General features: G+C 59.5%; 11 protein-coding genes. 7 read left to right on the forward strand and 4 right to left on the reverse strand.

What is annotated here, in order from left to right; genetic code table 11:
* The first annotated feature begins 20 nt into the window (after window positions 1-20).
* Entirely contained in the window at window positions 21-1,586 is a 1,566-nt protein-coding gene (locus AC3WRD_RS12610; RefSeq protein WP_102621584.1) for a sugar ABC transporter ATP-binding protein, read from the forward strand.
* A 57-nt stretch (window positions 1,587-1,643) separates the two neighbouring features.
* Window positions 1,644-2,666 carry an ABC transporter permease gene (locus tag AC3WRD_RS12615; RefSeq protein ID WP_007956055.1) on the forward strand — a complete coding sequence of 341 codons (1,023 nt, stop codon included), beginning with the start codon at window positions 1,644-1,646 and terminating at the stop codon, window positions 2,664-2,666.
* 107 nt (window positions 2,667-2,773) lie between these two features.
* Here the strand turns inward: AC3WRD_RS12615 and AC3WRD_RS12620 are convergent, their stop codons facing one another.
* Window positions 2,774-3,031: a hypothetical protein gene (locus AC3WRD_RS12620; protein ID WP_102621563.1), complete on the reverse strand. Its 258-nt coding sequence runs from the start codon at window positions 3,029-3,031 to the stop codon at window positions 2,774-2,776.
* A gap of 342 nt (window positions 3,032-3,373) precedes the next feature.
* Window positions 3,374-4,975: an RNA repair transcriptional activator RtcR gene (gene rtcR / locus AC3WRD_RS12625; RefSeq protein WP_102621564.1), complete on the reverse strand. Its 1,602-nt coding sequence runs from the start codon at window positions 4,973-4,975 to the stop codon at window positions 3,374-3,376.
* Between the two features lie 205 nt (window positions 4,976-5,180).
* Between rtcR and AC3WRD_RS12630 the strand changes: the two genes are divergently transcribed.
* The 5 genes from AC3WRD_RS12630 to AC3WRD_RS12650 all read left to right on the forward strand — a co-directional run bounded on the left by AC3WRD_RS12630 (window position 5,181) and on the right by AC3WRD_RS12650 (window position 10,591).
* The gene (locus AC3WRD_RS12630; RefSeq protein ID WP_102621565.1) at window positions 5,181-6,728 is read left to right on the forward strand and encodes a vWA domain-containing protein; all 1,548 of its coding nucleotides are present in this window, start codon (window positions 5,181-5,183) and stop codon (window positions 6,726-6,728) included.
* Between the two features lie 357 nt (window positions 6,729-7,085).
* Window positions 7,086-8,312 (forward strand): RtcB family protein, encoded by a 1,227-nt coding sequence (locus AC3WRD_RS12635; RefSeq protein ID WP_102621585.1) that lies wholly within the window; start codon window positions 7,086-7,088, stop codon window positions 8,310-8,312.
* A 37-nt stretch (window positions 8,313-8,349) separates the two neighbouring features.
* Window positions 8,350-9,138 carry a nucleotidyltransferase domain-containing protein gene (locus AC3WRD_RS12640; protein WP_096821284.1) on the forward strand — a complete coding sequence of 263 codons (789 nt, stop codon included), beginning with the start codon at window positions 8,350-8,352 and terminating at the stop codon, window positions 9,136-9,138.
* A gap of 8 nt (window positions 9,139-9,146) precedes the next feature.
* Window positions 9,147-10,187, forward strand: coding sequence for an RNA 3'-terminal phosphate cyclase (gene rtcA / locus AC3WRD_RS12645; RefSeq protein ID WP_102621566.1), 1,041 nt, complete (start codon window positions 9,147-9,149; stop codon window positions 10,185-10,187).
* A 74-nt stretch (window positions 10,188-10,261) separates the two neighbouring features.
* A complete protein-coding gene (locus AC3WRD_RS12650) occupies window positions 10,262-10,591 on the forward strand; it encodes a hypothetical protein (RefSeq protein ID WP_096821286.1) in 330 nt (109 codons plus the stop codon).
* A 56-nt stretch (window positions 10,592-10,647) separates the two neighbouring features.
* Here the strand turns inward: AC3WRD_RS12650 and AC3WRD_RS12655 are convergent, their stop codons facing one another.
* Window positions 10,648-11,061, reverse strand: coding sequence for a VOC family protein (locus tag AC3WRD_RS12655; protein ID WP_096821287.1), 414 nt, complete (start codon window positions 11,059-11,061; stop codon window positions 10,648-10,650).
* A 151-nt stretch (window positions 11,062-11,212) separates the two neighbouring features.
* Entirely contained in the window at window positions 11,213-12,157 is a 945-nt protein-coding gene (locus tag AC3WRD_RS12660) for an alpha/beta hydrolase (protein ID WP_102621567.1), read from the reverse strand.
* Between the last annotated feature and the right edge of the window lie 35 nt (window positions 12,158-12,192).

Here is a 12,192-nt window from a genome sequence, read left to right on the forward strand (position 1 = left end):
TGCTGATGGAGTACCTGATCATGTTCGCTTCAGCGACTGCTTCGAGCACCCCTTTGACGGGGAGCCCGCCCACTTCAATACCTGTCGAAGAGCCGTACTTGCTGGAGATCCTCAATGTCAGCAAGGGTTTCCCCGGTGTGGTGGCGTTGTCCGACGTGCAACTGCGGGTACGTCCCGGTTCCGTGCTGGCGCTCATGGGAGAAAACGGCGCGGGTAAATCCACCCTGATGAAAATCATCGCCGGCATCTACCAGCCAGACGCCGGCGAGCTGCGCCTTCGGGGCAAGCCGGTGGTGTTCGAAACGCCGCTGGCAGCGCTTCAGGCCGGGATCGCGATGATCCACCAGGAACTCAACCTGATGCCGCACATGAGCATCGCCGAAAACATCTGGATCGGCCGCGAGCAACTCAACGGCTTTCACATGATCGACCACCGGGAAATGCACCGCTGCACGGCGAAACTGCTGGAGCGTCTGCGGATCAATCTCGACCCTGAAGAGCAGGTCGGCAATCTGAGTATCGCCGAGCGGCAGATGGTCGAGATCGCCAAAGCCGTGTCCTACGACTCCGACATCCTGATCATGGACGAACCGACGTCGGCCATCACCGACAAGGAAGTCGCCCATCTGTTCTCGATCATTGCCGACCTGAAAAACCAGGGCAAAGGCATCATCTACATCACCCATAAAATGAACGAAGTGTTCGCGATCGCCGATGAAGTGGCGGTATTTCGCGACGGCGCCTATATCGGTCTGCAACGGGCTGATTCCATGGACAGCGACAGCCTGATTTCGATGATGGTCGGTCGCGAATTGAGCCAGTTGTTTCCGGTGCGCGAAAAGCCGATTGGCGATCTGCTGCTGTCAGTGCGCGACCTCAAGCTGGATGGCATTTTCAAGGGTGTCTCCTTCGACCTGCACGCCGGGGAAATCCTTGGCATCGCCGGGTTGATGGGCTCCGGCCGGACCAACGTGGCCGAAGCGATCTTCGGCATCACGCCCAGCGATGGTGGCGAGATCCGTCTCGATGGTGAGGTGGTGCGCATCAGCGACCCGCACATGGCGATCGAGAAGGGCTTCGCGCTGTTGACCGAGGATCGCAAGCTCAGTGGTCTGTTCCCGTGCCTCTCGGTGCTGGAAAACATGGAAATGGCCGTCCTGCCGCACTACACCGGCCACGGATTCATCCAGCAAAAAGCCTTGCGCGCCTTGTGCGAAGACATGTGCAAGAAGCTGCGGGTTAAAACCCCGTCGCTGGAGCAGTGCATCGACACCCTGTCAGGTGGCAATCAGCAGAAAGCCTTGCTGGCCCGCTGGCTGATGACCAATCCGCGCATCCTGATTCTCGACGAGCCGACCCGTGGCATCGATGTAGGCGCCAAGGCCGAGATTTACCGGCTCATCGCCTACCTCGCCAGCGAAGGCATGGCGGTGATCATGATTTCTTCGGAGCTGCCGGAAGTGCTCGGCATGAGCGACCGGGTGATGGTCATGCACGAGGGCGACCTGATGGGCACCCTCGACCGCAGCGAGGCGACTCAGGAGCGGGTGATGCAACTGGCTTCGGGCCTGTCCTCGGTTCATTAATGGATGCCGGTGGTGGCCGAGGCCGCCGTCGATGATGCGATAGAAAGGTGAGTGGTTATGAACGCGATACTGGAAAACAAACCGGCCACGGCACCGGTCAAGAGTCGCCGGCGCTTTCCGACGGAACTGAGCATTTTCCTGGTGCTGATCGGCATCGGCCTGGTGTTCGAACTGTTCGGCTGGATCGTACGCGACCAGAGCTTTCTGATGAACTCCCAACGGCTGGTGCTGATGATTCTGCAAGTGTCGATCATCGGCCTGCTGGCGATTGGCGTGACCCAGGTGATCATCACCACCGGGATCGACCTGTCGTCGGGCTCGGTGCTCGCCTTGTCGGCGATGATCGCAGCCAGTCTGGCGCAGACATCGGATTTCGCCCGTGCGGTGTTCCCGTCACTGACCGATTTGCCGGTCTGGATTCCCGTGATTGCCGGGCTCGGTGTCGGGTTGCTGGCGGGGGCGATCAACGGCAGCATCATCGCTATCACCGGGATTCCGCCGTTCATTGCCACGCTGGGCATGATGGTTTCGGCCCGTGGCCTGGCGCGTTACTACACCGAAGGCCAGCCGGTGAGCATGCTCTCGGATTCCTACACGGCCATCGGCCACGGCGCGATGCCGGTGATCATCTTTCTGGTGGTGGCAGTGATCTTCCACATTGCGCTGCGCTACACCAAATACGGGAAATACACCTACGCCATCGGCGGCAACATGCAGGCGGCGCGTACGTCCGGTATCAACGTCAAGCGCCATCTGGTCATCGTCTACAGCATCGCCGGGTTGCTGGCGGGGTTGGCAGGCGTAGTGGCTTCGGCCCGAGCGGCCACCGGGCAGGCCGGGATGGGCATGTCCTATGAGCTGGATGCGATTGCTGCCGCGGTCATCGGTGGTACGAGCCTGGCAGGCGGGGTGGGGCGAATCACTGGCACGGTGATCGGCGCTCTGATTCTTGGGGTGATGGCCAGCGGTTTCACGTTCGTCGGGGTCGATGCCTACATTCAGGACATCATCAAGGGGCTGATCATCGTGGTCGCGGTGGTGATCGACCAATACCGCAACAAGCGCAAGCTCAAGCGCTGAAATTCATCGTCCTGGCCTGCTAAAGCGGGATGAGCGTCACACAAAAAAGCCGATCGGAGAGATCGGCTTTTTTGTGCCTGAGAAAACTGCTGAGGCGGCAAAGTCGTTCAGGGTTTCTTTTCTTCTACCCCATCCTTTGACCCGCTGGATGTTTGCGCACCCTTCTCTGTCTCGTGGGACTCTGCACCGGAGTTTGAACCCGAGGCCTCTTCACCTTTTTTGTCGGCCTTTTCTTCCTTGGATTCGGTGCCGCCCTGGTTGACTCCGGGAATACCGGTGGGCGGGACGGTGCTTCCCGCCATCGCAAGCGGTGCGGTGGCAGATAAAAGACTTCCAAGCATAAGGGCTGCAATGGTTCTGTTCATCGTCGGGGCTTCCGCGTCAGGTGGACATACGTTGGAAGAGCAGAGGCGGGTAAGGTGCCCGTCGGGTGACGGGCGGAATCTCGTATCTATTCGTTCATGGATGCCCGCTATAGATGTGGCTCAGTATGAACAGCTCGATGATCGCCACAAAGGCGCAGACCACGACAAATCCGCGGGTGAAGACTCTGCGAGGCTTTTGGCCGGACGTCTCGAAGCTGCCCAGGGCCGATAGCAGGTTTGAGAAAAACTCCAGTAACTCCGTCCGTGTCTGTCCTTCGCTCGGTGCTTGTGTTGCGCTGTGGTGCGGTTTATCTCAACGGTACAGAGGATTGCGGCCATGCTTCACGGCTCGCGCAGCTGGCTCCATTCAATCCCAAACCGTCCCAGATACTTTCTCAATCGGTCGGCATCATTGGGCTGCGCCTTCGCCTGTCGGGACACGCCGAACAAGCGCCTGCCAGCATCCGACAAGCTATCTGACTCTCTACACACTGCCAGTACGGCCTTCAATTGCAATCGGTCAAACAGGTCCATGCCTTCGGCATCTCCCGGTAAATCGTCCGTCACTCCTGTCGGATGCTTCAGTCCCCACGCATAACGAAGTCGATCAATTTCTTCCTGCACTTGCGCTTCATCAATTCGGCCGCTGTCGGCCAGTGTTGCCATGCGTGTGATCGAGGCTGAAAGTTCGCGAAAGTTGCCCAGCCACGCCGCTTCGCGTGAACTGGCGAAGGCCAGATAGCGCCTGCGCGCTTCAAGGTTGAAACGTACCAGTTGACCGTGCTCGCGTGCGTGGCGCTCGAGCTCGAAATCGATGTTGGGTTCGATGTCTTCTCGACGGCCGGCCAGGCCGGGCAGATCAAATGTCCAAAGATTGATTCGTGCGTACAGGTCTTCCCGGAACAGGCCTTCGGCGACACGACTGCGCAGGTCGCGGTGAGTGCCGGCAATGATCAGGAAGTCACTGTCGACTTCCTTGTCCGAGCCGAGCGGGAAGAAGCGCTTCTCTTCAATGGCCTTGAGCAGCATGGCTTGTTCGTCTGCGCCCAGTTCGCCGATTTCATCGAGAAACAGCATGCCGCCGTCGGCGGCGCGCAACAGGCCGTCGCGGGCATTCTGCGCGCCGGTGAAGGCGCCTTTGACGTGGCCGAACAGCGCGGACATCGCGCCGTCGCCGCGCAGGGTGGCGCAGTTCACTTCAACGAAGCGTCCTTGCATTTGATGGCGGCCGCGCTTGAGTTCGTAGATCCGTCGAGCGAGGAAGGATTTGCCGGCCCCGGTCGGGCCGATCAGCAACATCGGCGCTTTCGAGCGCACCGCGACGCGTTCGATCTGTTCGATGGAGCGGTTGAACGCGGCGTTGCGTGTGGCGATGCCGGATTTAAGAAACTCCAGGCCTTCGAGGCGTTTGTTGGTAAAGCGAGTGGCAATGCGATCGTAGCGCGACAGGTCGAGATCGATCAGCGCGTGAGTGCCGGTGGCCGGCTCATCTTCGCTCTTGCGGCGGGCGGGGGAGGTCTGGATCAGTCGTGCCGGCAGGTAGCGCGCCTCGGTCAGCAGGAACCAGCAGATTTGCGCCACATGGGTGCCGGTGGTGATGTGGACCAGATAGTCCTCGCGTTCGGTATCGAAGGTGTATTCGGTGGTGAAGTCATGCAGCGCGCCATAAACCTCTTCGAAATCCCACGGGTTGCGCAGCGCCATCGGGTGCAGGCAGACCTCGGTTTCAGGCGATACCTGACTAATGTCTTCGCGAACTCGCTCGGCAAGGCTGGCGTCTCGGGCGTCTGTGCCGTGAATCAGTTCCAGTCGATGAATCAACACATCCGGCTGCTGGCACAGGCCCACGCTAGGGCGCCAGTGGTTCCAGCGATTGGCACCTTTGCCCACGCGATCGAGGGTTGCTCCGATAAAACCGATGGCAACAGTGCGCTTGTTTTGCATGGCTATCTCAAAAGATAAAAGACGATATTGAATGATAGTGTTCGGCGAATCGATTTGTCGTGCTTAACGTTATGAGATCATCGCAATAAAAATAAATATCTATATAAATCAGATAGTTAAACTATTTTATGATGATTTTTTCAAAACTGGCACGGCGGCTGCAATGCCTCTTGCAACGAACAGGACAACACAGCGAGACGCCACGATGGCCAATTTCAACCTCTTCAACACACAATCGAACAACCTGCCGGCGTGCGATACCGTGAATGCTTCAGGAGCTGCGGCCTATGCCTATACGCCCAAGCATCAATTGGCCCAGTTGGCAGTGACCGGTTGTCTGAACCAGACCTTTTACGCAACGGCTGAAAACCAGCTGGATCAGGTGTTGAAGCTGGTGGCTGAACTGGACAGCCGTTTTGTGGCCAGCGCCGCAATATACGCCCGCCAAAAGGGCCATATGAAAGACATGCCGGCCTTGTTGTTGGCGGCGCTGACCGCCCAGCGTTCGGTGCTGGTACCGGAGGTGTTCGGAGGGATCGTCGACAGTGGCAAGATGCTGCGCAACTTCGTACAGATCCTGCGCAGTGGTGCCACGGGGCGCAAATCCCTCGGCTCGCAGCCCAAGCGGCTGGTGCAGAACTGGCTGAACAGCGCGACCGAGCGGCAACTGCTGCAAGCGTCGATCGGTAATCAGCCCTCGTTGGCGGACGTGGTGAAAATGGTTCATCCCAAACCGTCCGAAGCCTGGCGCGAAGCATTCTTTGCCTGGCTGATCGGCAAACCGGTGGATGTGCAGGCATTACCGGAACTGACCCGCGATCTGCTGGCGTTTCGCAGTGGTGCAAGTGATCAGGTACCAGAGGTGCCTTTTCAATTGCTCGGCAATGAAACCCTGAGCAAAGAGCAGTGGGCTGCTCAAGCGCGAAACATGGGCTGGCAGGGGCTTCGAATCAACCTCAACACCCTGGCGCGCCATGGTGCTTTTGAAGTGCCGGGTTGCACCGAATACGTGGCCGCGCGGTTGGCGGATCCCGAAGCAGTCGCCAGGGCGCGGGTGTATCCGTACCAGTTGCTGACGGCGTATCGAATGATCGGTGATGACGTCCCGGCGCCGATACGCGAGGCGCTGCAAGATGCACTTGAGCTGTCGTTGACCAATGTGCCGAAGATTGAAGGCGCGGTGGTGGTCTGCCCGGACGTCTCCGGCTCGATGGGCAGCCCGTTGACCGGATACCGGCAGGGCGCGACCACGGCGGTGCGCTGCATCGATGTGGCGGCGTTGATCGCGGCAGCGGTGTTGCGCAAGCAGCCGGCCGCGCGAGTGATGCCGTTCGAGGTCGACGTGGTGGATATCACGCTCAACCCGCGGGACAGTGTGATCAGCAATGCCGAAAAGCTTGCGGGCATTTTCGGTGGTGGAACCTGCTGTTCGGCGCCGCTGAAGAAGCTGGCGGACAGCAAGGCCAAAGTCGATACGTTGATCATGGTGTCGGACAACGAATCCTGGATCGATGCGCGACGTCGAGGAGCGAGTGAAACGATGCTGCAATGGGAGCGGATAAAGCGGCTCAACCCGCAAGCACGCCTGATCTGTATCGACCTGCAACCGGGTTGGGCGACACCGGCGGCGGATCGCGACGACATCCTGAATGTCGGCGGCTTCAGTGATGCGGTGTTTGATGTGATCGAGCAATTCACCGCCGGCCGGTACGGTGCGCAGCACTGGGTCGAAGCGATCGAACGTATGGAATGAAGCTGAATAATTGATTTGTCACGGGCACTGAATGCCGGTGGGACTACATCCAAGACGTCTCATCAAACCCTTGTCAGTGCGCGTGACGGCACGAATGCCGATGGCTGTACATCTGAGGCCGGCTAACCCCGGTGCGCGGTGACGCGCAACAGTCATCAACCTTTGTCGTGCCACCTTTTTCGAATTTGCCCGGCGAATGCCGGTGGAACTACAGGACGGCGTGGGGACGGGTTCGAATCCCGTCGACCGAAAGGTCGTAGCTCAGCGGTAGAGCGCGCTGCATGTTTCACCCAACCTTGTCGCCGAAGGCTGTGTAACCGCGCCGAATCATCGGCCAGACAATAAAGAATCGAGATGATGAAACAACACACTTACCAACTGCTGGAAGTTGCTAACGGCAAGCCGATCAAACTCTGGACCGAAGGCGTCCCGGTGGAAAACGAAGCCCGCGAGCAACTGATGAACACGGCGAAGATGCCATTCATCTTCAAGCATCTCGCCGTGATGCCGGATGTCCACCTGGGCAAGGGATCGACCATCGGCAGCGTGATTCCTACCGTGGGCGCGATCATCCCGGCGGCGGTCGGGGTCGATATCGGCTGCGGCATGATTGCCGCGCGGACCTCGCTGACGGCGGCCGATTTGCCGGACAACCTGCACGGTCTGCGCAGTGCCATCGAACAGGCGGTGCCCCATGGCCGCAGTTCGACCCGATCACGGCGGGACAAGGGCGCCTGGGACGAGATTCCGGTGCAGGCCGATCAGGCGTGGGCGGCGCTGCATCCACGGTTCAAGGCAATCACCGACAAGTACCCGAAACTGGCCAACACCAACAACCGTGGGCATCTCGGAACATTGGGCAGCGGCAACCACTTCATCGAAGTGTGTCTGGATGAGGCCAATCGGGTCTGGTTCATGTTGCACAGCGGCTCGCGGGGTGTCGGCAACGCCATCGGCAACCTGTTCATCCAGATGGCACAGGCGGATATGCGTCAGCACATCGCCAATCTGCCGGACCGTGACCTGGCCTACTTCGAAGAAGGCAGCCAGCACTTTGATGATTACGTGGAGGCGGTGGGCTGGGCCCAGGACTTCGCCAAGCAGAACCGCGCGTTGATGATGCAGGCCGTGATTCAGGCGACGCGACAGATTATCCGCAAGCCGTTCGAAGTGGCGCTGGAGGCGGTGAATTGCCATCACAACTACGTGCAGAAAGAACGGCATTTCGGCGAAGACATTCTGGTCACCCGCAAAGGCGCGGTATCGGCGAAGAAGGGCGAGTTGGGGATCATTCCCGGTTCGATGGGTGCCAAGAGCTTCATTGTGCGCGGTCTGGGCAACGAAGAATCGTTTTGCTCCTGCAGCCACGGTGCCGGTCGGACCATGAGCCGTACAAAGGCAAAAAACACCTTCACCGTTGAAGATCAGATTCGTGCCACCGCGCACGTTGAATGCCGCAAGGATGCTGCGGTGATCGATGAAATTCCGATGGCCTACAAGGACATCGACAAAGTCATGCACGCCCAGCGCGAGCTGGTGGAAGTGCTGCACACCTTGCGTCAGGTAGTGTGCGTCAAGGGATAGCGCGTGCCACGGCACGCTGGAACAAGGATTGAAAGACATGAAATTCGAAGAACGTCACCCGCTGTGCAGCGCCATGCGCGCCCGGGTGCTGGAAGAGCTGGCGCGCATAGAGCGCGAGCGTAATGTCACGGTGTTGTATGCCTGTGAATCGGGCAGTCGGGCCTGGGGATTCGCCTCGACCGACAGCGATTACGATGTGCGCTTTGTTTATGTGGAGAAGCCCGAGTGGTTCGTCCAGGTCGACGCGCCTCGGGACGTGATCGAACGGCCGCTGGATGATGAACTCGACGTGAGTGGCTGGGAGCTGCGCAAAACCCTCGGACTGTTGCGAAAGTCCAATCCGACCTTGCTGGAGTGGCTCGACTCACCGCTGGTGTACCGCAGCGAAACCGCGGCGGTCTCTCAACTGCGGGCACTTGCCGAGGCGTTTTACAGCCCGCCGGCCGCGCGTAATCACTACCTGTCGATGGCGAAGAAGAACTTCCGTGGTTATTTGCAGGGCGACAGCGTGAGGTTCAAAAAGTACTTCTACGTATTGCGGCCGCTGCTGGCCGTGCGCTGGATCGACCAGGGCCGTGGCCGGCCGCCGATGACGTTCGCAGACCTGCTGAGCACCGTCGATGACCAGGCGTTGCTCGACGAAGTCGATGAACTGCTCGCACTCAAGCGCAATGCCGATGAGAGCGCCTACGGTCCTCGTCGCCCGGCGCTGCATCGATTCATCGCCGCTGAACTGGAGCGCGAAGTACCGACATTGGCCAGAACCCGGGAAGACTCCGGTCAGCTCGATCGATACCTCAGAGAAACCGTCGGGTTGTACGCATAAGGAAGAAAATGAAACAGGACGTGATTGAACTGGACGGCGCTATTGGTGGCGGCCAGGTGTTGCGCAGTGCCTTGAGCCTGTCGATGGTGACGGGGCGGGCATTTCGCATCGAACGGATTCGTGCCAAACGTAGCCGGCCGGGTTTGTTGCGCCAGCACCTGACCGCCGTGATGGCGGCGGCACAGGTCTGCGGTGCAAGGACTCAAGGCGCAGAGTTGGGGTCGCAAGCGTTGAGCTTCGAGCCCGGGCCGATTCGCGGCGGCGAATACCGCTTTGCCATCGGTACCGCCGGCAGTTGCACACTGGTGTTGCAGACGTTGCTGCCCGCGTTATTGCGGGCGCCGCAAGCCAGTCGTGTATGGATCAGTGGTGGTACCCATAATCCGTTGGCGCCACCGACCGATTTCCTCACCCGCAGCTGGTTGCCGTTGTTGCGACGGATGGGTGCCGAGGTTGATCTGAAGCTGCTGCGCCATGGATTCGTTCCTGCGGGGGGCGGCGAAATCGAGGCCACGGTGCAGCCGTCGAAACTGTCAGCGTTGCACGTGTGCGATCGCGGCTTGCCGCTTTCGCAAAAGGCGTTTGCGCTGTCGGCAGGTCTCGCTTCGGACATCGCCAGACGTGAGCTTGACCGTGTGGCCCGACGTTTGAATATGCCTCCAGCGGCGATGAATACCATCAGCCTTGATCCGGAGTGCGGGCCGGGTAACGTGCTGTTGCTGGAATATGCGTTTGAACACGTCACGGAAGTATTCAGTGCGTTTGGCCAGGCTTCACTGCGCGCAGAGACCGTTGCGGACGTTGCGGACGTTGCGGTCAATCAGGCAGACGCTTGGCTGCGCAGTGGAGCAGCGGTGGCTGAGCACCTGGCCGATCAATTGTTGTTGCCGATGGCGCTAGCCGGAGCTGGTTCGTTTACGACGCCCGGGATGACCGAACATTTGCACAGTAACATCGCAGTGATCGAGCGCTTTCTGCCAGTCTCCATCGAATGTCGCGCAGAAGGCGCCAATCGGTTGAGGATAGAAGTCAGCACTCGGGATCAATAGGCGGCAAACTGCTGGCCCCCGAATGTTTCGGGCACCGGCAAACTCGCCTTTTTTCAAAAGGTTAGGCTGGCCCTATGCGGACGACTGTCATCACCGTTGCAACGCTTTCCCTGGCCCTCTTCGCGCTGGGCGCCCAGGCGAGGGAACTGAGCAAGAGCCATCGTTTTGCTTGTACCTGGGGTTCGGACATCGCAGCCGGCGCGCAGCAATCGAAGCTGTCGGGGATTTCCCTTTATGGCGCCCGCAAGCGCTTGCAGGTGCGCAGGTTTCAGCAACCGTGGATGCGCATGACCGCAATGGGCATCACCGAACAGACCTACAACAGTACCTCACGCCTCAAGCCTGCAGCCGTCAAGCAGACCTATTACGAACAATGCGTGAGACATGAACTGGCTCAGCGATAAACACTAAGCCCGACCTGAAGAGGTCGGGCTTTTTCATGTCCGGCGCAATGGCTGCATCACTTGTCGCTTTCGCAATTGACCATCCATGACACGCCAAAACGATCCACCAGCATGCCGAAACGCGCGGCCCAGAAGGTCGCTTCCAGTGGCATGTCTACTCGACCGTCTCTGGCCAGGGCATTGAAGACTCTTTCAGCCTCGGCGACGGTGTCGACGTTCAAGGACACCGAGCAACCGCTCATGCCCTGGGTCGGACGGTCGGGCGTGGTGTCCGATGCCATCAGCATCTGATCACCAACCTTCAGGCAGGTATGAATGATCAGATTGTGATGCTCTTTCGGAACATGCTCTGCGGCGGGCGTTTCGCCGAAAGTCATCATCGCTTCAAGCTTGCCTTGCAGGCATTGCTCGTAAAACGTGAAGGCCGCACGGCAATCGCCGTTGAAGATCAGGTACGGGTTGATTTTCATGGTGGTGCTCCCGAACAGGCAGTGAAACGCAGCGCGGCCGGGTGTGCCGAAGCTGCGTCATGGATTGACTCCATCCAGCAAAGCGTTAGATCGACGGATTGCCAGTCAGTGCTGCAATTATTTACGCCGGGATGACCGATGGTCTCTGTTTTCAGGAATCGCGCGCGCCTTGCAACAACGTTGCGCCTGCGACGCGTGCGGCGGGCTTGGTTTGCATCAATGCATCGATCGCCTTGCGATAGTTTTGTCCGCCAAGTGCCATGCTGTTGTTGTGCGTCCCGCCGGGTACCAGCAGCAATCGTTTGGGTTGGCTGGCGGCCGCGAACAGTTGCTCGCTGAAGCGTGACGGCACAAACGCATCGGCCAGGCCGTGCACGACCAGCAATGGCATATGGATGTCGGCAATCTTGTCGATGGAGTCGAACTTCTGCGACAACAGCCAGCGAACGGGCAGGGACGTGTTGGCCACCGCAGCGGCGACGTCGGCCAGTGAGGTAAAGGTGGACTCAATCACCAGGCCGCGAACCGGCAACGGCGTATGGTTTCTGGCGGCGTCCCGGCCCAGCTCGGCAGCCAGGTCGATGGCGACCGCACCACCGAGGGAATGTCCGTAGATCAGGCGTTTGCTCGGGTCGGGTTGAAGTTGCCGGAAGCGTTCCCAGGCCACCCGTGCATCCTCATAAACGGTGCTTTCTGACGGCAAGTCACCATGACTCTGGCCAAAGCCTCGGTAATCGATGGCCAATACCGAATACCCCGCCGCGCGCAGCTGTTCAATGCGGAACAACTGCCCGGTCAGGTTCCAGCGCACGCCATGCAGATAAAGAATGGCCGGGGCATTGGCCCGTTCCGCCGGCCACCACCACGCATGAATGTTCTGCCCGGCCTTGAAGCTTTTGGGTTGCAGGTCAAGTTCCTGAACGCTGCCGGGCAAGCCGTGATACCAGCCGGCCGTGCCCGGTTCGATGCGAAACAGCAGCTTGCGTTCGGTGTGTTCCAGTACGGCGCAACTCGCCGGCAGGCCGATGATCAGGGCGGCCATGCACGCAAACGCCAGGCGCCGGCGTCGAAGTCGGGTCATGAAGGCAAGGAACATTGAACGTTTCACCAGTGCGCGGACAAAGAAGGCTT

The organism is Pseudomonas sp. FW215-R2 (genome assembly GCF_058789255.1).

Coding starts and splice junctions, on each gene's coding strand:
- AC3WRD_RS12610 (WP_102621584.1), top strand. CDS start 21: ATGTTCGCTTCAGCGACTGCTTCGAGCACCCCTTTGACGGGGAGCCCG.
- AC3WRD_RS12615 (WP_007956055.1), top strand. CDS start 1,644: ATGAACGCGATACTGGAAAACAAACCGGCCACGGCACCGGTCAAGAGT.
- AC3WRD_RS12620 (WP_102621563.1), bottom strand. CDS start 3,031: ATGAACAGAACCATTGCAGCCCTTATGCTTGGAAGTCTTTTATCTGCC.
- rtcR (WP_102621564.1), bottom strand. CDS start 4,975: ATGCAAAACAAGCGCACTGTTGCCATCGGTTTTATCGGAGCAACCCTC.
- AC3WRD_RS12630 (WP_102621565.1), top strand. CDS start 5,181: ATGGCCAATTTCAACCTCTTCAACACACAATCGAACAACCTGCCGGCG.
- AC3WRD_RS12635 (WP_102621585.1), top strand. CDS start 7,086: ATGAAACAACACACTTACCAACTGCTGGAAGTTGCTAACGGCAAGCCG.
- AC3WRD_RS12640 (WP_096821284.1), top strand. CDS start 8,350: ATGAAATTCGAAGAACGTCACCCGCTGTGCAGCGCCATGCGCGCCCGG.
- rtcA (WP_102621566.1), top strand. CDS start 9,147: ATGAAACAGGACGTGATTGAACTGGACGGCGCTATTGGTGGCGGCCAG.
- AC3WRD_RS12650 (WP_096821286.1), top strand. CDS start 10,262: ATGCGGACGACTGTCATCACCGTTGCAACGCTTTCCCTGGCCCTCTTC.
- AC3WRD_RS12655 (WP_096821287.1), bottom strand. CDS start 11,061: ATGAAAATCAACCCGTACCTGATCTTCAACGGCGATTGCCGTGCGGCC.
- AC3WRD_RS12660 (WP_102621567.1), bottom strand. CDS start 12,157: ATGTTCCTTGCCTTCATGACCCGACTTCGACGCCGGCGCCTGGCGTTT.